We start from the raw sequence: 19619 nt of genomic DNA, 5'->3' as shown, positions 1-19619 counted from the left end.
TGGTTTGCTCATTTTTATCACCTCCTTTCAAATTTATTCTTTTTATTACGCCTATTTTGGATCAGGAAACTCGCGCCCAATATCATAAGTGATATACCATAACAATATTGAGGTATGACCGCGTTAAAATATTTTACTAATAGCCCCCCAAATAAACTACCTATTGGGATCATTGATGAAAGCAAACTTTCATTTATCGTAGAAACACGTCCTAAAACATCTTCTGAAATTGTTAGTTGAACCAAAGACATAAACATAATATTTACCATTCCAATAAAAGCACTACTAAAAAATATGCCAGCAATACTTATAACTGGATTTATAAAAATTCCTAAAGGCAAAAACATTTGAAAAAAACCCGAACATAAATATGAAAAAGCAATGAAATTATAATCGTTGACAGACTTTAAATTAATAAAATTCATTATAGCTATACCTGCCATTCCACCAAATGAACTAAATGTGAGTAAAAGTCCATAACCAAAAGCCGACCCCGACAAGTAAGTGCTTGAAAATCTAGGTAAAGTTGAATTAAATATGCCGTAAAAAAAATTTACAATAACTAAAGGATATAAGCTATTCAATAGTTTTCGATGTCTTTTTAACTCTTTCAATCCTTCTCTTAATTCAACAATATACTGCTGTATCCCGAAAAGATCCCTTGTTTTGTTGACCAAATCAATATCTTTTAATTTGATTAATCTGTAAAAATACCAAGCTGCTGCAAATCCAATTCCAGTTAATATAAATGTATATTTAATAGATATAAAACTAATAATAATAGTGGAAGCTGCATCTAAAAAAACATTTAAAGTTTTATAAGTTAATTGAAAAACACTGTTCACTTTAACTAATTCATCCCTAGAAACTAAATTTGGCAGCATCTTGGATTCGAGGGGATAAATGATTGCAGAAGCTATTAAAATAATAACTAGGAAAAATATTGGGATTAATATTTTCCAAAAAGAGGTACTTTGTTCTAAAAAGGGTAAAAATAATATCAAACTGAAGGATGCTAATATTTGAACTTGAGTACAAACAAGTAAAAGACGTTTGCTATTTACACGATCTACAAGAGGTCCAAAAGAAAAAGATAAAAGATCAATGGTGGAAACTATTATAAATATAGATGATGTAATTAACGGAGAGCTAAAAGATTTATTAAAATACCAGAGTATAGCCATATAAACCAAACTATCGGACAAGTTGGTTAAAACTCTTCCAAACAATAGACCTTTAATATTGGATAACATTAAAATATCCCCGTATCTCCCTGGGAGGAGATTTTTTTAAATAAGTCAATTAATTCATCAAACAGGGAACCTCTATACTTACCTAAATACAGCTTTATAGCAATTTCTCGTGTCTTATAATGAGTTATAGGCTCAATAGATGGGAAGCGAAACCCCCAACTATTTCTTAGTGGTAGAAAATAACCCTCCTTACTTAGATATGCCTGAATTCTATGAATAAAGTCCATGCACTCTTTTTCCTCACTTATGTTCATCGTAAAAAACAAGAAAGGAGAATATATTTTTATCCCCATAAAATCGCCTTTTGACGATTTTATTTTACTATTTTTAAAATTTAAATTTCCCGTAATATCCATAAACTCTTTCACGGTATTAAAAACTCCATGGCTATAATTAATTGAATCATATATACTGTGGGTATAAAGAAGAGATACATAGCTAATGTAGGACAAATTAGCTCCAGTTATATTTCTATAATTTTTTAAAATTTTTTCTAATTTATTAAAAAAGGATTCTTGACTTTTATGAACAAACCATTCAGCTATCCCTAAATTGGACAACTCTAAGCCATCCTCATCAAATTTAAGACCAGACCTAACATCCACAAAAACAGTGTCTTTATAATCTTTTATTTTTTTGGATAACTGCTCCAAGATTTCGGTTTTGTTATGCATTGTGGAATCTACGATCACAAATTTAAGTTTAGCAGACGAGTTATTTATGGCATTTATTAGATCATCACTTTTAACTAACGAGCCATAAAAATCGTAATTAATTGGTTCAAAGATGAAAATATTAGATTTATTAGGACCCCTTCTTAAACGCTCCGTCTTACTAAGGGTGTTTAAATATATATTGCTTTCAAAATACTCCAAATCAAACTGTATATCTATCTCTTCATCAAGTAAAACTGATATTGCATCTATCGTTCCTTTTATTGAAGCCATTCCATTGGGATATAAAAACGTGGAAGAATTATAATCCGTTATATCATAGCTGTAATTATTCTTTAACAGCTTATCATCAAGCAACGCTTCGTAGGTATATCCTATACTTCTACCAAATGCATCTTTCGGAATTTCCCCCTCATACGGCGATTTATCATAACTCGCATGTAACCTACCGACTTTTTCAAGCCACGCCGTCCGTATCTCTTCGTTAAAATCGATCAATTTTCTATCATTAGAAACATATTCGTTGCTTTTTAGTTCTGGTAGGTTTAGAACGTCAAGTAACTCTAACTTTTGGGATAATTCGACAAGTTCCATAAATTCTTTCTTTTGTTCTTTAAACATCAACTTTATCCTCTTTCTTTAAAATCAGATTAACTTTTGCTGTGGAAAGGGTAATCCGTGAAGTTTCCTGTGCGTAGTTAGGTAGTATGCACCCACAGGATATAAAAAGATTGAATCCCCTATTTCTAGATCTGTCAAATTCATGATCCCTAAAGTATCATTTTCATAACAATTGAACCCATTCAATTTGACTTTCTTTTTTGATTTATTACCACCAATATTTCCGATCACTTTGGGTACGAACCATGAACTGATATTAAAAAAAGATTAATTTACGACTAAATTGTTAGTAATTCGATTGTTTTTAAAACAATCAATGACTTTTGTAAGCAAAACTTCTGAAGTTCGAACTAGTGCGCTTCCTGGTTCAATAATTAAATTATAATTTCGAAATTCTCCACTCAACATGTATAATGCTCTCCCTAAATCGCCAGTATCAACCAGAAAATCCCAACCCCCTCCGAAGTTTATAGTTGTTACTTTATTAAAAATATCATCTTTAATAAAATTCTCTATTTCTTTTATGTTTTGGCGGATAATCTAAATCAGTAAACTTAATCGGATTAAATTTATATTTATCTGATACTAAAGTTGTTAGATCTGTACTTACATTAGGAAATGCGCTAACCGACTCGCTCTTAAGTACCAGTCCCACCAAAATCAAAATCATTACCTGAAAAGCTCTTTTAAGGTACTTTAATAACTGCTTCTCTTTGAGAACGTTTACATTAAAGATTCTCGCTAATCTCCCTCTCATCATATCCTCCCTAGGTTATAATTTGAATTAATTATAGAAAGTATATCAAATTTACTCTTTAAAACACAATCAATTTTAGACTAGAGAGAAAATTACTTTTTCAAGCGAGGGCCGGGATTGCTTTCAATCTTAAATTATATGAAATATGGATATTATCAGCTGACTTGATATTTGCGTCAAAAAACCGTCGGGAATTTCCCGACGGTTTTGTAGTTATGGTGTTTCATTAACAAGCGTAAATGTAAGTTCAGACGTATAAATTCCCCTAGCTGGGAATTAGCTGGATCTGTTTCAAAGATTAACGTGAACGGAATTGTCTCTTCATCTCGATACAAATCAGTCGAGGTGCCGTCATAAACCTTCTGAACCGTCGAACTAAGCTTGCTGATCTTATTTCGATTGATGACTTTGATCGACAGCGGATCTCCGGCGACAACTTTGGTCGGATCGTCAGTCAAATGGAATTGCTTCGTCATTGCTGCCGATATTTCCCAATTCTTGCCGTTCTTCCCATTCTGATTATTCGTCATTTTCAATTGCAATTGCGAACTTTCCTTCTGACCTCCGGTATACATGCCAAAGTCTGGCGTGCCTGTAATAGCCAAAGATTGCTTCCCTGTCTGATCGAATACATAAGTTCTAAGGTCAGTTCGAGTTTTGGAATCGGCAAGAATCTGTGTGGCGGTAATTACATCACCTTTTGGCTTGTGAGCACTGCCGCCCTCTGACTCTTTTACTTCCCGCCAGCTGGTACTCGTCGGATACCACTTAACTGTCGGATCGGCACTATCTGTAAATACTTCTCCTTCGGTCGGTGAATGTAATCCCGCATCTGCTGACAATTTGGAATTGGCTCCAAGAGTTAGTTTCCAAACTTGTTTAGCTCGACCAAGCATGCCAGTCGTGCTTGCGCTGTCACTAATCTTGAACTTCGACAAATCGATTTCATTTAAGCGACTTACAGAATCAAAGAAATGACTGAAATCAGTAACATTTGTTGTATCAAAATTTGGACCGAAAGTTACCTCTTTAGCTCCACAGTTAGCCATAAAATTAGCCATACTTGTTGCCTTGGTCGTATTCAGACTTGATAAATCGAGCGTCCCCGAGAACCCATTTGAAAGAAACATCGCATTAAAGTTCTCAACATTTGAGGTATTCAAATTCTCCAGTCCCTGAATCGATTCTGCTCTGCTTAAACCGGCAAACAAATGGTCTAACGATTTCTTAGCAGTTACCCCTGGCTTGATTTTGATTGACTTGATATTATTCTTCTGGGTTGCATACCAAGGCCACTGACCATTTGGCGCATCAACTTCTGCGTTTAATTCATGTGGATAAATGGCTAACGAATCACCTTGCATTTTCCACCACATCTCGTAGAGAAAGAAGTCCCTTGCTTTGACACCTTCTTGATCTTTAATTGTCACAGAAACTGTTTGATCTGAATTGCCGTCAAAATCTGCAGGAAGCATGGCTGACCAATTTGCAAAGGTATCTGCTTGCAGGAGGACTAAACGATTTTGAACCGGCGTAGTCGGATTTTTTAAATTCCACGGCTGAGTTTTCCTCACCCCGTTAATATCACGATAGGTCAAATAGAAATCTAGGTACGGTCGGTTGATAAATGAACTTGCATACCCATTCTTGACTACCCCACTAACCGGCAAATCTAATCTAGTATGAGTGTTTTTATCAAATCTCAGTTGTGGCTTAAAAACAACAATATTATTTCTAACTTGTTCAGAACTACTAACTACAGGCGTATTACTGCCAACTTGTTGAGTTAAAGTTGCCGTATTAGGATAGCCTAAAATAAACTGAGAGCTATTCAAATTTGGTTGTTCCAGATCATTCTGCCAAGTGTCGGCAGTCTCAGGATTAAGAGAACCTTTGACATCATAAGTGTAAGTATGCCCGTAGAAGTTCGCAGCACTGAGACTCGCAGCCTTAGCCGTAATTGTCAGATGATTGGTCGGACTGACTGAAATATCGAATTTCCCTGTGACATCAGTATTCTGTTCATCAGTGATGTCAATCGTACTGGCGTCAACTTTCCAGGCAGTAGAAAGATCATCATCAACTTGATATTTCGATAGATAATCGCTCGAGCTGCTTGGGGTCGCAACCTCGTGTTGGATTGAATAAAGAGAGCGAACTTGATTAGGTCGAAACACTAGATTGCCACTTCTTTCATCAGTTCCAACTTTTCTAAACTTTTTTTGTTCCCCAAACTTAACTAGTGAAGTTGGCAAGAAGCCAGATAACATATTTATACTTCTAGCACCATGATCACCATAACTAACTGTTAAGTCGAAAGAGGAAGGCGTCTCATAAGTACCAGTAAACTGGGTTCGCTCCAGATCTTCAAAAGCACCTCGATTTTCAAGATATAAAGTAGAAGGTCCCAATTCAGTTTTTTCCAGCACCGTGTCACTACGCGTATAAAGTTTAGTAAATTTACCCATAAACCAAAATGAGATATCAGCACTGTACCCTGGACTAAGACTCAGAGTAAGGTGCCCATTTTTCGGCACGTCATTAGATTGAAGATTAACACTCACCTCAAAATTTCGATTTTGAGAACGAAAATAAACTGCACCAATAGGAGCTACCACAATAGCCTCTGGTCCAGGTGCGCCACCTCCTCCTCCTAGACGTGAGGCAACACGAGCTGTTATTGTTTGTGAAAAAGGGAACCCTTTATCATCAGTTCCAAAGAAATGATAACTAAACTCTGCGCCCATTCCCATAGTGGAAGCATTCGGTGCACCTTCCATTATATAATACGATGGAGTTGTTGGACCTATCGGATTCGATGGGTCTATTGGATTCGATGGGTCTATTGGATTCGATGGGTCTATTGGAGGAATACCATTTATTGGAATGCTGCCATCATACGGTTTAACTGTACAATTATCTGCATTTTGTACAGAAGTAAAAAGCTTGATTCTTGAAGTTTCACTCATAATTGGATTAAATGCATACTTATCTGATACTAAACTCGTCAAATCTGTACTCACACCACTAAACATCGGCAACGGACCAGACAATGCATTGACTGACTCGCTCTTAAGTACCAGCCCCAACAAAATCAAAATAATTATCTGAAAAGCTCTTTTAAGGCAATTTAATAAATGCCTCCCCCCTGAAAACGTTTACACTATTGCTGCTCAACAATCTCCCTCTCATCATATCCTCCCTAAGTTATAATTTGAAGTGTTTATAGAGAGTATATCAAATTTATTCTAAAAAATAAATTTATTTTTATAATTTTTTGTTTGGGGACAAAATTACTTTTTTCAAAAGAGAGTCTTGTTTGCTGTCAATCTGAAATTATATTAAATATGGATGTTATGAGCTGACTTGCTTTCAATTTTACTTAACCACAATTTGCTTTTTTCTTCGCTGCTTGTCTTCGCATTAACTAAATTATTACGTGATAATATCACGTTGAACCACTCGACAATAGAAAACTCAAGAGAAGCACCGACCTACAAACTGCAAGGTGAATCGCTTTTTCTGTCATTCACTTCCTGCCGTAAAAGAGCGGTTTTAACATTGTATTTGCGCTAGAAATTTCCTCAGCATTACATACCATATTTGAAATACTCCCCACACTTCGGTAAAATTACTAATAGTGTCTACAATAAGAAATTTGACGGAGATAAAATTGAAATTCAAAAAAAGATTTGCAATAATTGCCTCGCTATTACTTTTATTTATTTTTGCAGGATGTCAAAATCAAAACTCAGCACCTAAAACTTTAAGGCTTGCTGAAACGATTAATTCTTCTGATGAGAGGATTTGGTACGTTTGTTATACCGAAGAAAACAAAGATTTGAAGCCTGATACTGAGGTTGGGGGCGTTTTGGTCACCAAAGATGCCAAAATTACCGCTTATATCACCGCTGCGAGCCATAAAACTTTAAAAGACTTCAACAGCAAAAAAAGCAATGACGAACAAATTAGTTATGCTAAAAAATTGTCCAAAAAAGGTTCAATTGGTAAAGATAAGAAGAAATCTGTAATTACAAAAGACAGCAAGGTGAACCTTTACATGGATATGACCGGCGAAAAAGTTGCTGGTGAAGGAATCAACGAAATCACGGCTCCAGATTACTTTATGACTAGAATTGTTAATAAAACTAAAATTGGTGATTTTAATTACGCTGGTCTAAAAGATCCTAGAATTAACAGTGGAACCGGTCAGGCTTCCTATTACTTAGTTACTCGCCTTGATAACGACAAGCAGAAGTTTGAATTTGACAAACCCGATGAAAAGAACACTAAAAAGGTTTACATGAAGAGCTATCCGAAGAAAAAATCGACTAGCAATAAATCAAGTAAAAGTGAAAGCAAAAAAGATTCTCGCTCAGGTAAATAATCACGCTGGAATGATCCTCATTCCAGTTTTTTTATTGGATAATTTTATTGAGCGCTGTTCTCACACTGCTTGCATAATCAAGACCGAACTTGTTTAAATGCACCATCAAATAATAGAGGCGGTAGAAATTGAGTCGGAACTGATAACCGTCGTCTAGGGGAAATAATTCCTGGTATGCTTCGTAAAAATCAAAAGTAAAACCACCAAAAACTGTTGTAATTCCCAAATCAAATTCACGATCACCATATAAACAATCTGGATCAATCAGTACAGGCTGTCCGTCAGTTAAAAAAATGTAATTTCCACCCCAAAGATCACCATGAAGTAGCGAAGGCTCACTTTGATGTTTGCTTAACTCTGCAATAATTACCTCCCGTGCTGCTTGATAGCGCTCTAAGTCTGACTGCGACCAATGGTGCTTACTTATGATTAAATCCTTCAAATAATCAAGTCGCCGATTAACAAAAATTTCACTCCAAGAATCAGTCCAGCTATTATCAAAACTAAGATCACTTCCCTGATACGGAGTTTGGAACCCAAATTGACCATTCAGACTAAAATGTTGATGTAATTTAGCCACTAATTGTCCCAAATCACGCTGACTTCCTTGACCACGATCTAGAAAATTTAAAAGCAGATATGCTGAACCATCAATCTCGCCGTTGCCTAACACTTTAGGCGCACTAATATTTGCCTCAGCTAATTCTTTCAGCCCCGCAATTTCACTTGCATAAAAATCACCAGTCTTTCCAGGCTGAACCAATAGAAAATAATCGTCAGCCTGCGTTCTTAAATGATACGCCTGATTCACATCTCCTCCACCCACGGGTGATCCACTTACAATTTTGCCAATTGGCAACTGATTTAACCATTTATCGTTCATTTTGGGCTCCTTTTATAGTTAACAGTGATAAAATTAAATTGATCATTACGGAGGTAAATGTGATGGATCGAAAACAACTAACCGAATTAATAACTCATGAACCAACCGTCTTTATTTTAGGAGCTGGTCTTTCTACATCATCTGGTATCAGTGACTTCAAGAGTCTCCAAAACAAATTTGACACTACCAAGCTGCTGAGTATCGATGCATATTATCACAATTACTGGCAACAACACGATTTTATAGCAAAATATTTAATGACCCCTGGTCTTCCTAACGAGGCTCACCGCTGGCTAGCGCAGCTTAGCCAGCAAGAAAATATTCATCTGATCAGTCAAAACATCGACACTATTTTGGAACATGCTGGTGTAATAAGTAAGCAGCTGTTAAAGATTCATGGGACATTAGATCGTTTTATTGACGAAAATCAAAATGAAATCCAACTTACCGAAGAAGAATACAAGCAAATGACTCCCGCAACAGGAGATCTCAACCACGCTCGCCCAGATATTGTTTTTTACGGCGAACAAGTCAAGAATTTTGATCAAGCTTCATTGTGGGTCAATCAAGCCAAAATTGTCGTCGTGATTGGCACGCGCTTAAATGTTTTTCCTGTTAACCAGTTGGTCTTAACTGGATCCGTCATGGAAAAATTGATCATCATTAACACTGACCATCTTGATTTCAAAAGCACGCCTAATCTGACTGTTGAACAAATTAACGAACCAATTGATACTTGGCTTTTGAAATAAAAAAAATCCTCAAAGGGGGATTTTTTAGGTTTGAGCTTCTGTCGGCAACAAAATTGTTTGACTGTTACCATCATCGTAGGCCAAAACAAGTTCAGGATAGTTAGCTCTAAAAGGAGTATTAAGATCGAATGTTACTGAATATATCGACTCTTCCTGGGAATAGACAATCGAAAGCAATCCTTGGTTGTCTATTAAATTAAAATTAAGCACTTTTGCCAGATTAAACACTCCTTGCAAATTCTGGTCAATTATGATCCAAAAAGTATCAATGATTTCTCCTGGCAAATGAGAAATCACCCCGTATGTTGCAAATCTACCTCTTCGTGAATCAAACATTAGTATTCCTTTCTGCAATATCTACAATGCTGCCTTCAGTAATCTTAACTAATTCTTTCCCATTAATTTTAACCATTCTACCAATTTCTCCAGCTGAAACAATCACTGATTCGAAGTTATTTATTGCTTCATCGTAATAAATTTTAAAATGCTTATTATTGTAAATCCCGATCGGAGTATTTTCTCCATGTAAATAACCAGACGTTTTCACTAAATCTTTTAAAGGAACCAATCCCACTTTTTTATTGCCAGTTACTTGACTCATTTTCTTATAATCAATGCGGTCAATTAACTGAACAACTCCCACGACCGGACCCGTTTTATTCCCTGTTAGAACTAAAGTTTTAAACACCTGGGGCAAGCGATGTTGATCATCAATTGCGTAAACATCACCATCTAAATGGGTCTGAACACTAAGCGGTTCATAAAGTATCTGCTCTTTATCGAGAAATTTTTCAATTAGTGTTTTCTTTTGTTTCTTAGCCATTTAATATGTTATAAGTGATTTAATCTCCAGATCAGCGATACTATCTCTGCCATTTAAGTCTTTCAATTCAACAATAAATGCTGCTCCCACAATAACGCCACCTAGTTTCTCAACTAACTTTTTAGTGTCATTAATTGTACCGCTCGTTGCCAGAAGATCATCAACTAGCAAGACCCGTTGACCAGGTTTAATCGCACTTACTTCCATTTCTAAAGTGTTTTGACCGTATTCTAAATCGTACGACTCTTTAACCACCTCACCTGGTAATTTACCTTCCCGGCGGGCTGGCTGAAAGCCAATTCCCATTTCATTAGCCACAGCTGCACCAACAATAAATCCTCGTGCTTCAGGACCGACGATTAACTCGGTTTCTTTCTCACGAGCAAAATCTGCTAGTTCACCAACTGCTGACTTAAAAGCAGCACCATTGGCTAACAAGGGAGAGATGTCACGAAACAATACTCCTTTAATCGGAAAATCTGGTGTTGCGCTAATAAATTTTGAGTAATCCAAATTCAAATTTCTCCATTTTCTGTATAATATGCCTTAATCTTGGCTTTAATTTCATCACTAGAATATAGCATAAATTCTCTTTGAAATTCATACTTCTGTTGATATAACTGATAAACGGATGAGTCTTCTAACGAATGAAATTCGGCATCTTTATTAATCAGCAAAAAACCCTTTTCTATGGTAACAAACTTTAAGTCAAAAAACACGTTTAGAATCACTTTCGTTTTTTCCAAGTTTAATCCTAAATCAACAACTCCATTTTTTAAAGGCAATTTTTCCTGCTGGTAAATCCATTTATAACTTTTTTTAAATTCTGTAGTTTGTGGAAAGCCACCAATTCCCAAGTTAATTGGGTCACTCATGATAACATCAACTTTTTCAAGCTGCTGATTAGCTTTAAAAAAGTCAGCTAATTGGGCCTCAGTCGATGGCTGATCAACTAAAATTGCTTTTTTTACTGTTAGATTATGTTTATTAGCTAAGTAAATCTGATCTTCCGGGGCAGAATAATTTTTTTGAAAATTTATCGCATGCTGTTTGGAAAAAAATACCAGCGGCCACGATCTTTTAACTAAATCATTTCCCTTAATTTTACGCATTCTTTCATCAAAAATAACAGGCTTACTGACTTTAAAATCGAGTAATCTAAGTTGAAGCTGAACTAAACTATTCCAATTATTAAGTGAAAGCCTAAATGCTAATTGCTCAACATTATTATTCACGAAATAAGAAGACGACTGACCAATTTGAAAACCAATGGCATTAAGCTGATTTTTGCCCTGCTTTACCGCCATGCGAATGTGAGCTCCATTAGCCCCAATTTGATGAACATTTTGAATAGTGAAATTTTCTAACAGAAACGTTGGTTGATCGTTGCCTGGCCCAAAAGGACGCAGATGTTCGAGTTCTTGAAAAAAGTCCATTGATAAGTCGCTTAGATTAGCAACATGATCAATCATTAACTTACTTTCCAACTCTTCCACAGGTAGATTTACTTGTTGTATTTTTTGCTGAAATTCTGGTAAATTATTAGCTTCAATACTTAGCCCCGCGGCTCCTCGATGCCCACCAAAACTTAATAAAAGATCACGATGAGGTGCGATCATCTCAAAGATATTAACTTCGCCTTTCGTCCGCGCAGAACCTTTGGCAATCCCCGAATTCTCATCAAGATGGAAAACAATCGCCGGGCGATGCATTTGTTCAGCTAATTTTGCTGCGATAATACCAATGATCCCTTCTGACCAACGACTTGATACAGCAATAACCACTTGATCATCACTACCCTTGACTTGTTCTAAAGCTTCTTGCACCATTTCCTGCGTTAACTTTTTGCGTTCTTCATTCAAAGACTCTAGCTTTTTAGCAGCATCAACCGCAACGTCTTCTTCAAAAGTTGTCAGTAAATCTACCACAAAACCAGCCTCTCCCATTCTTCCAGCAGAATTTAGGCGCGGCGCAATTTGATAACCAATCGTTTCATCGGTAATTGTCGAACTTTCAATTTTGGCCTGTTTCAAAATCTCATCAAGCCCCATGCGTTCGCGGTTCTTAAGGATATCAAGCCCCATTTTGACAAAATAACGATTCTCAGGAGTGAGTTCAACTACATCAGAAATGGTTCCGATTGCGACCAAGTCCAGCAATTCTTCCTGTTCGCCATCTAAAAGTGCACAAGCAAGTCGATATGCAACGCCAACTCCAGCCAGTTTGCGATTTGGATACTGTGAGCTAGGAGCTGCTGGATGGATTAAGCCAAAAATATTCGGCGAAAGATTCTCTGGCAATTCGTGATGATCACAAACGATTACCTCGATCCCGTGCTCTTTCGTCCAATCAAATGCATCTGTGCCAGTCACTCCATTATCCACTGTCAATAAAAGACTAACATCCGGCTCAATAACTCGCTCGTAACTTTCAACATTTGGCCCATAGCCATCGACCAAACGATCAGGTACATAGTAACTGACATCTGCCCCAATGTTCATTAGCGTTTCATACATTAAAGCCGTACTAGTCAAGCCGTCTGCATCATAATCGCCGTAAATCAAAATTTTTTCGCCATTTTCCACAGCTTGATTAATCCTTTGACAACAAAGTTGCATGTCTTTGATTAAAAAAGGATCAGCGGGAGCAAAATCTTTTAATTCAATTTCTGCTTCATATTCAGTCAGTGACGTAATTCCCCTTTGAACCAGAAGTTCTGCATACAGAGGTGTAGACTTCAGATCTTCTTGAAGCTTTTTAACGGCTGCGCCATCCGCTGGCGGTCTTATTATCCATTTATCTTTCATTTGCTGTTATCTTCTTGATTCATCCCAAAAATTGTCATAAAGGCTTCTTGAGGAACTTCCACGCTTCCGATTGCTTTCATTCTTTTTTTGCCTGCCTTTTGCTTCTCTAATAGCTTTCTTTTACGGGTGATATCTCCGCCATAGCACTTAGCCAAAACATTTTTACGATAAGATTTCACCGTTGAACGTGCGACAATTTTACTGCCAATTGCTGCTTGAATCGGAATTTCAAATTGTTGCCGAGGAATTACCGTTTTCAATTTTTCCACAATTTCTTTACCGCGCACACTGACGACATCTCGATGGACAATACTGCTAAGCGCGTCGACTGGTTCACCATTTAAAAGAACATCCATTTTAACAAGATCAGATTCCCGGTAACCAGAAATTTCGTAATCTAGCGATGCGTATCCTTTGGTCCGGCTTTTTAATTCGTCAAAATAGTTATAAATGATTTCAGAAAGTGGCATCTGATACTTTAGTTCGACCCGATTATTGTCTAAATATTCCATCGTTTGATATTCACCGCGTTTATTTTGTGTGATCTCCATCACTGACCCAATAAATTCACTAGGCACCATAATTGTTGCATCAACAAAAGGTTCCTTAAAAGTTTTTACCTTGCTGAGATCCTCAATCTGAGAAGGATTATCCACTTGTAGTTCTTCTCCGTCCGCCAAAAATACTTGGTAGTGAACGGACGGTGCGGTCATGATAATATCAAGATCAAATTCTCGCTCCAAGCGTTCTTGAACAACATTCATGTGTAACAGGCCCAAAAAGCCACAACGAAATCCAAACCCAAGCGCCTGAGAAGTTTCTGGTTCAAAGGTTAAAGCTGCATCATTAAGTTTGAGTTTTTCCAAACTCTCACGTAAATTAGGAAATTTAGCATTATCAATCGGATAAATCCCAGCGTAAACCATCGGATTACTTTCCCGATAACCTTCTAAAGAAGATTTGGCAGGATTATCCGTTAAAGTAATCGTATCACCAACTCTAATTTCAGAAATATCCCGAATTCCTGCAACGATAAAGCCGACGTCACCGGTCATTAATTCGCTACGTTTAACTTCAGCTGGTCGGTGTACTCCAAGTTCTAAAATTTCGTATTGCTTCTTGGAATTCATTAAAGTAATTTGATCACCGACCTTTAGAATTCCACTTTTGACCCGTACAAGTAAAACTACGCCTTTATAAGAGTCATAGTATGAATCAAAGATCAGCGCTTGAACAGGTTGGTCAATTAAATTCTCTGGTGGTTTAATATCGGTAACAATGCGTTCTAAAAGATCGGGAATTCCGACCGCCGTTTTAGCACTAACTAGTACCGAATCATCTGCTGGAATTCCAACTATATCTTCGATTTCCTGCTTCGTTGCCTCAACATCAGCAGAAGGCAAATCGATTTTATTAATAACCGGTAAAATATCAAGATCGTTTTCCAACGCAAGATAGACATTAGAAACCGTCTGAGCTTGAACCCCTTGTGATGCATCAACAATTAACAGTGCTCCCTCACAAGCTGCTAAACTTCTTGAAACTTCATACGAAAAGTCGACATGACCAGGAGTATCAATTAGATGAAAAACGTAAGTTTCGCCATCTTTGGCTTTATACTCGAGTTCAATCGCATTAAGCTTAATTGTAATTCCCCGTTCCCGCTCTATATCCATATCATCAAGGATCTGGTTCTGCATTTCTCGCTTCGACACGGTATTGGTCAACTCAAGGATTCGATCAGCAATTGTCGACTTGCCATGGTCAATATGAGCAATAATAGAAAAATTTCGAATATGTTTTAAGCGTGTTTCCAGTTGGGCATTAGATAAATCAGACATTGAAGTTCCTTTCATTCCAAATACAACTATAATAACATTATTGAATAGTCAAATGCTAAAATTGAAAATAAAAAAAGCAGTTTTTTCAAAACTACCTCAACTGCTATTTTTATTCATTTATAGATCAAAGCGCTCTCGCATCCGGCTAAAGAACGAATTATCATCGTTAGGTTTATCTTCACCCATCACTTGAACATAATTCAATAAAGCCTTCTTTTGTTTTTCATTTAGCTTACGAGGAATTTGAATTTTAACCGTCACAAATTGATTTCCAACACCATTAGAATTTAAATGGGGAACGCCTTTACCTTTAATTTTCATTACTGTGTTAGGCTGTGTTCCGGCAGGAATTGTCATTTCACCTGGACCGTAAACAGTATCCACCGTGATTTTATCACCTAAAACAGCTTGCGCGTAATTAATGGTTTCTTCACTATAAAGGTCATAATTTTTACGCTGATATTTTTTAGAAGGTGCGATATGGATATCAACATATAAATCGCCGTATTCGCCATTCAATGCTCCTGCATTGCCAGCACCTTCCTTAACTAGTTGCTGGCCGTTATCAATTCCTTTTGGAATTTTAACAGATATCGTGTTAGATTGACGAGTTACCCCGCGGCCACTACAAGTTGAGCATTTATCTTTAATGATATGACCAGCTCCATGACATACCGGACAAACTCGCCGAGTCTGTTGGACTCCAAAAAGGCTTTGAACTTGTTGAACCACATAACCACTACCATGACAATTAGAACATTCTTCCGGCTTAGTTCCTGGCTTTGCTCCATTACCGTGACAAGTCTGGCAACGATCCATCCGTTCATACGTAATATCTTCCTCTTTACCGAAAATCGCATCTTCAAATTTAAGATTAACCCGATATTCTAGATCGCTACCTTTTTGTTTACGAGGACCTGAGCTGCGGCCAGTTGAATTACTACCACCGCCGCCAAAAAACGAATTCAAAATATCTTCGAAATCACCAAAGTCGCCACTTGTAGTATATTGAGTTCCGCCACCAAAGCCACTAAATCCTTGTCCAAAACCGCCAGCTCCGTTTGGATCAGCTGAGCCAAACTGATCATACTGAGCCTTTTTACTAGGATCCGATAAAACCTCGTAAGCTTCGTTAATATCTTTAAATTTTTCTTCAGCACCGGGTTCATGGTTAATATCTGGATGAAATTTCTTGGTTAACTCCCGGTAAGCTTTTTTTATTTCCGCCTCTGAAGCGTCTTTGCTAACGCCCAGAATTTCATAGTAATCTTTTTGGGCCATTAAATTCACGCCTCAATTCATTTATTATTTTTTCTCTTCGAAATCAGCATCAACAGTCTTATCATCACCATTGTTGGACGAATCAGAAGTATTTGCCGAATCATCACCAGCTTGTCCTTGAGCTTGTTGAGCCTGTTGAGCTTTTTGATACATTTCAACAGTCATCTTTTGCATAACTTCAGATAAAGCGTCTTTCTTTGCTTTCATTTCTTCAAGATTATTATCTTTTTGAGCTTTGTCTAACTCTTCTTTGAGTTTCTTAGCTTCATCTAAATCACTGTCGCTAACTTTACCTTTGAGTTCTTCAAAAGTCTTATCAGAAGTCGAAATTAGCTGATCAACTTCATTTCGTAAATCTGCCTCTTCTTTACGCTTCTTATCTGTTTCTTCGTTTTCCTGTGCTTCTTTAACCATCCGATCAATATCATCATCTGATAAACCACTAGAAGACTTAATCGTAATTTTTTGTTCTTTATTAGTGCCAAGATCTTTAGCAGAAACGTTTACGATACCGTTTTTGTCGATATCAAACTTAACTTCAATTTGAGGAACTCCTCTTGGAGCTGGCGGAATATCCGTTAATTGGAAGTTTCCAAGGGTTTTATTATCTGCAGCCATTGGTCTTTCACCCTGAAGAACGTGAATATCAACTCCGGACTGATTATCAGCAGCTGTTGAGAAAACTTGAGATTTACTTGTTGGAATCGTCGTATTCCGTGGAATTAATTTAGTAAATACTCCTCCCATTGTTTCAATTCCAAGTGACAATGGAGTAACGTCAAGTAAAACAACATCTTTAACGTCTCCTGAGATAACCCCACCTTGAATTGCAGCACCTAATGCAACTGCTTCATCTGGGTTAATTGAGTGATCTGGTTCCTTGCCAGTCCACTCTTTAACCGCATCTTGAACCGCTGGAATTCTAGTTGAACCACCATTAAGAATGACTTTATCGATGTCACCTTTAGTTAAATCAGCATCTTTCAACGCATTTTCCATTGGGATCATCGTCTTTTCAACCAAATCTTTAGTTAAATCATTGAATTTGGCTCTCGTTAAAGTCATTTCCAAATGAATGGGACCACTATCGTTAGCTGAAATAAACGGTAGAGAGATTGAACTTGTAGTTGTACTTGAAAGCTCCATCTTAGATTTTTCAGCAGCATCTTTCAAACGTTGCATTGCCATCTTATCTTTTGAAAGATCAATCCCGTTTGATTTCTTAAATTCTTCAACCATCCAGTCCATGATTCGTTGATCGAAATCATCACCACCAAGATTTGTATCACCATTAGTTGAAAGAACTTGGAAAACACCATCGCCTAACTCAAGAATTGAAACATCAAAAGTTCCACCACCCAAATCGTAAACCATGACTTTTTCATCATTTTTACCTTTATCAAGACCATATGCTAAAGCAGATGCTGTTGGTTCATTAATAATTCGAGCAACATCAAGGCCTGCAATTTTACCAGCATCCTTTGTTGCTTGTCTTTGAGCATCATTAAAGTAAGCAGGAACTGTGATAACTGCTTGAGTAACAGTTTCACCTAAGTAATCTTCAGAAAATTTCTTAATGTATTGTAAGACCATTGCTGAAATTTCTTGCGGAGTATATTCCTTGCCATCGACATTAACCTTATATCCAGGTTCACCCATATGCCTTTTAACTGAGATAACCGTGTTAGGATTTGTCAGTTCTTGGCGTTTAGCCACTTCACCAACTTGGATTTCACCATCCTTAAATGCTACAACTGAAGGAGTTGTCCGATTACCTTCTGGGTTAGTAATGATTTTTGGTTCGTCTCCTTCTAGAACCGCAACTGCTGAATTAGTAGTACCTAAGTCAATTCCAATTATTTTTGCCATAATAATACCCCTTTTTATTTAGTTACAACGACCATTGCTGGTCTAATTACTCGATCCTTTAACTTATAACCAGACTGTAAAATTTCTTTGACCATATTTTGTTTTTCATCGTCTGTTGCTTCAACTACAGAAACCGCTTGGTGGATTGTTGGATCAAACTCCACTCCAGTTTCTGCAATTTCAATAATTTCGTTACTTTTTAAAGCTTCACTCAACTGATTAAAAACCATCTCAATTCCTTTTTTTAATTGCTCAGAAGATTTTCCATCAGTTTTAGTAGCTAGTGCTCTCTTTAAATTATCAATTCCTGGCAAAATATCTTTAGCCAAGTTTTGTCCGCCGTACATCAAAAGCTGAGCTCGTTCGTTCTTAAAATGATTGTTCATATTAGCAATTTCCGCTCGTGAACGTAGAAATTGATCCTGCAGTTGATCATTTTTTTCTTTAAGTGTTGCAATTTCTTGCTCTAACTCTTTAACCTGAACATTATGATGTTCGGATTCTTTTTGAGTTGTCTGTTGATCACCAGATTCTTTTAACTCTTCTGAATCTGGATTCTTATTTTTTAAATCATCAGCATCATTCACTGTTGTCTTCACACCTCTTTATCCATATCTTCAATACTGTTGATGCGTTCCTGTAATTCATCTCGAAAAGTATCAACAATTGCTAACATTTTACTGTAAGGCATCATCTGCGGTCCAAGAACCGCTAACATACCACTTTGTAAGTACTTTGTATCAAAGGGTGCACTAATTAGAATAAAATCATCAAAATCCGCATTCATTAAATGTGGAACAAATTGTATTCTTGTGTTACTGCCGCTGGATAACCCAATCTTTTTTATTAATTTCATAAAGTCATCACTGTTCGAATTAACAAAAGTAATGATCTGTTTAATCGTATCCGGTGATTCATCGTGAACGTAATTTAGCAAATTATACTCACCCTCAATATAATAGTGATCTCTTGCCAAATCATCAAGGATTCGATCAACATACACCTTCAACAATTCAATAATAGATTGATCTTCATCCTCAGTTTCAAATTCAAGTAAACAATCCTTTGCCTCTTTGATTGTCTTGCCAACTAAGTTCGCTTCCAATCTTTTGGCTATGGCTGTAAATAGTCCTAAAATTTTAGCATCCAGGAAAACAATTTGTTCAGCAATTCGGCCAAAATTATCAGTTGCAAGCAAGATCACCTTCTGATTTTGAAGAACCATAATCTGAAAATCTTCAATTTTAGAAGAGGATGCTTCAGGACTAAAAGAAACTGACATATAATCGGTCATTTTCGATAACAATTCTGTCGACTCTTTGATCATATCATCAATTTGTTTACTTTCTGCCTGCTGCATAAACGCTTTAATCTTTGCACGCAATTCTTTTGAAACGTCAACTGGTCTTAAAATATTTTCAAAATAGTAATGAAAACCATCTAGTGACGGAATTCGACCAGAAGAAAGATGCGTCTTCTCAATTAAACCCAGACCTTCAAGTTCTGCCATTTCATTTCTAATTGTTGCAGATGATACGTCTAACCCTGAGGCACTTTGAAGATATTTAGAACCAACCGCATGACCACTCACTGCATAATTGACAATAATCTCTTTAAGAATGATTCTTTGCCTTTTACTTAACATTAAATCACCTCTTTTTAGCACTCTCA

At 36.8% G+C, this 19619-nt stretch carries 17 protein-coding genes; 2 read left to right on the top strand and 15 right to left on the bottom strand.

Annotated elements, in window-relative coordinates; translation table 11 throughout:
• Positions 1-17 precede the first annotated feature (17 nt).
• The 5 genes from R8495_RS04040 to R8495_RS04020 form a co-directional block, all read right to left on the bottom strand.
• Positions 18-1253, bottom strand: a complete 1236-nt coding sequence (locus R8495_RS04040; RefSeq protein WP_317636274.1) for an MFS transporter — start codon at positions 1251-1253, stop codon at positions 18-20.
• Complete coding sequence (locus R8495_RS04035) at positions 1253-2548, bottom strand: hypothetical protein (protein ID WP_317636273.1); 1296 nt, start codon at positions 2546-2548, stop codon at positions 1253-1255. The genes R8495_RS04040 and R8495_RS04035 overlap by 1 nt, the downstream gene beginning before the upstream one ends.
• Positions 2549-2815: 267 nt before the next feature.
• The gene (locus R8495_RS04030) at positions 2816-2956 is read right to left on the bottom strand and encodes a hypothetical protein (protein WP_317636272.1); all 141 of its coding nucleotides are present in this window, start codon (positions 2954-2956) and stop codon (positions 2816-2818) included.
• A gap of 91 nt (positions 2957-3047) precedes the next feature.
• Positions 3048-3308 (bottom strand): hypothetical protein, encoded by a 261-nt coding sequence (locus R8495_RS04025; protein ID WP_317636271.1) that lies wholly within the window; start codon positions 3306-3308, stop codon positions 3048-3050.
• A gap of 173 nt (positions 3309-3481) precedes the next feature.
• Positions 3482-6358 carry a BspA family leucine-rich repeat surface protein gene (locus tag R8495_RS04020; RefSeq protein ID WP_317636270.1) on the bottom strand — a complete coding sequence of 959 codons (2877 nt, stop codon included), beginning with the start codon at positions 6356-6358 and terminating at the stop codon, positions 3482-3484.
• 620 nt (positions 6359-6978) lie between these two features.
• Between R8495_RS04020 and R8495_RS04015 the strand changes: the two genes are divergently transcribed.
• The gene (locus R8495_RS04015; RefSeq protein WP_317636269.1) at positions 6979-7692 is read left to right on the top strand and encodes a hypothetical protein; all 714 of its coding nucleotides are present in this window, start codon (positions 6979-6981) and stop codon (positions 7690-7692) included.
• 31 nt (positions 7693-7723) lie between these two features.
• On the opposite strand, the gene R8495_RS04010 is transcribed toward R8495_RS04015, so the two are convergent.
• Positions 7724-8575 carry a fructosamine kinase family protein gene (locus tag R8495_RS04010; RefSeq protein ID WP_317636268.1) on the bottom strand — a complete coding sequence of 284 codons (852 nt, stop codon included), beginning with the start codon at positions 8573-8575 and terminating at the stop codon, positions 7724-7726.
• Between the two features lie 62 nt (positions 8576-8637).
• Between R8495_RS04010 and R8495_RS04005 the strand changes: the two genes are divergently transcribed.
• A complete protein-coding gene (locus R8495_RS04005) occupies positions 8638-9327 on the top strand; it encodes an SIR2 family NAD-dependent protein deacylase (RefSeq protein WP_317636267.1) in 690 nt (229 codons plus the stop codon).
• Positions 9328-9351: 24 nt separating this feature from the next.
• Here R8495_RS04005 and R8495_RS04000 read toward each other — a convergent pair whose 3' ends face one another.
• The 9 genes from R8495_RS04000 to hrcA all read right to left on the bottom strand — a co-directional run bounded on the left by R8495_RS04000 (position 9352) and on the right by hrcA (position 19593).
• Positions 9352-9663, bottom strand: a complete 312-nt coding sequence (locus R8495_RS04000) for a DUF960 domain-containing protein (protein ID WP_317636266.1) — start codon at positions 9661-9663, stop codon at positions 9352-9354.
• Complete coding sequence (locus R8495_RS03995) at positions 9656-10150, bottom strand: YbaK/EbsC family protein (protein WP_317636265.1); 495 nt, start codon at positions 10148-10150, stop codon at positions 9656-9658. Before R8495_RS03995 ends, R8495_RS04000 begins: the two co-directional genes overlap by 8 nt.
• Entirely contained in the window at positions 10151-10669 is a 519-nt protein-coding gene (locus R8495_RS03990) for an adenine phosphoribosyltransferase (protein WP_317636264.1), read from the bottom strand. It abuts the gene before it with no gap.
• Positions 10666-12957 (bottom strand): single-stranded-DNA-specific exonuclease RecJ, encoded by a 2292-nt coding sequence (gene recJ, locus R8495_RS03985; protein WP_317636263.1) that lies wholly within the window; start codon positions 12955-12957, stop codon positions 10666-10668. The genes R8495_RS03990 and recJ overlap by 4 nt, the downstream gene beginning before the upstream one ends.
• Positions 12954-14798: a translation elongation factor 4 gene (lepA, locus tag R8495_RS03980; RefSeq protein WP_317636262.1), complete on the bottom strand. Its 1845-nt coding sequence runs from the start codon at positions 14796-14798 to the stop codon at positions 12954-12956. Before lepA ends, recJ begins: the two co-directional genes overlap by 4 nt.
• Positions 14799-14915: 117 nt before the next feature.
• Positions 14916-16079, bottom strand: a complete 1164-nt coding sequence (dnaJ, locus tag R8495_RS03975; RefSeq protein WP_317636261.1) for a molecular chaperone DnaJ — start codon at positions 16077-16079, stop codon at positions 14916-14918.
• Between the two features lie 24 nt (positions 16080-16103).
• Complete coding sequence (dnaK, locus tag R8495_RS03970; protein ID WP_317636582.1) at positions 16104-17954, bottom strand: molecular chaperone DnaK; 1851 nt, start codon at positions 17952-17954, stop codon at positions 16104-16106.
• An 8-nt stretch (positions 17955-17962) separates the two neighbouring features.
• Positions 17963-18547 (bottom strand): nucleotide exchange factor GrpE, encoded by a 585-nt coding sequence (gene grpE, locus R8495_RS03965; RefSeq protein ID WP_317636260.1) that lies wholly within the window; start codon positions 18545-18547, stop codon positions 17963-17965.
• Complete coding sequence (gene hrcA, locus R8495_RS03960) at positions 18544-19593, bottom strand: heat-inducible transcriptional repressor HrcA (protein WP_317636259.1); 1050 nt, start codon at positions 19591-19593, stop codon at positions 18544-18546. Before hrcA ends, grpE begins: the two co-directional genes overlap by 4 nt.
• Positions 19594-19619 lie beyond the last annotated feature (26 nt).

The organism is Xylocopilactobacillus apicola (assembly GCF_033095985.1).
Taxonomy (GTDB): domain Bacteria; phylum Bacillota; class Bacilli; order Lactobacillales; family Lactobacillaceae; genus Xylocopilactobacillus; species Xylocopilactobacillus apicola.
Note: the sequence above shows the minus strand (reverse complement) of the source record. Positions and strands in the feature narration are given on the sequence as shown.

What these genes read in the sequence shown, in the direction of transcription:
- lepA (WP_317636262.1), bottom strand. Translation starts at nt 14,798, where the DNA reads ATGTCTGATTTATCTAATGCCCAACTGGAAACACGCTTAAAACATATT.
- R8495_RS03995 (WP_317636265.1), bottom strand. Translation starts at nt 10,150, where the DNA reads ATGGCTAAGAAACAAAAGAAAACACTAATTGAAAAATTTCTCGATAAA.
- dnaJ (WP_317636261.1), bottom strand. Translation starts at nt 16,079, where the DNA reads ATGGCCCAAAAAGATTACTATGAAATTCTGGGCGTTAGCAAAGACGCT.
- R8495_RS04030 (WP_317636272.1), bottom strand. Translation starts at nt 2,956, where the DNA reads ATGTTGAGTGGAGAATTTCGAAATTATAATTTAATTATTGAACCAGGA.
- R8495_RS04040 (WP_317636274.1), bottom strand. Translation starts at nt 1,253, where the DNA reads ATGTTATCCAATATTAAAGGTCTATTGTTTGGAAGAGTTTTAACCAAC.
- R8495_RS04000 (WP_317636266.1), bottom strand. Translation starts at nt 9,663, where the DNA reads ATGTTTGATTCACGAAGAGGTAGATTTGCAACATACGGGGTGATTTCT.
- R8495_RS04010 (WP_317636268.1), bottom strand. Translation starts at nt 8,575, where the DNA reads ATGAACGATAAATGGTTAAATCAGTTGCCAATTGGCAAAATTGTAAGT.
- hrcA (WP_317636259.1), bottom strand. Translation starts at nt 19,593, where the DNA reads ATGTTAAGTAAAAGGCAAAGAATCATTCTTAAAGAGATTATTGTCAAT.
- R8495_RS04035 (WP_317636273.1), bottom strand. Translation starts at nt 2,548, where the DNA reads ATGTTTAAAGAACAAAAGAAAGAATTTATGGAACTTGTCGAATTATCC.
- R8495_RS04025 (WP_317636271.1), bottom strand. Translation starts at nt 3,308, where the DNA reads ATGATGAGAGGGAGATTAGCGAGAATCTTTAATGTAAACGTTCTCAAA.
- R8495_RS04005 (WP_317636267.1), top strand. Translation starts at nt 8,638, where the DNA reads ATGGATCGAAAACAACTAACCGAATTAATAACTCATGAACCAACCGTC.
- recJ (WP_317636263.1), bottom strand. Translation starts at nt 12,957, where the DNA reads ATGAAAGATAAATGGATAATAAGACCGCCAGCGGATGGCGCAGCCGTT.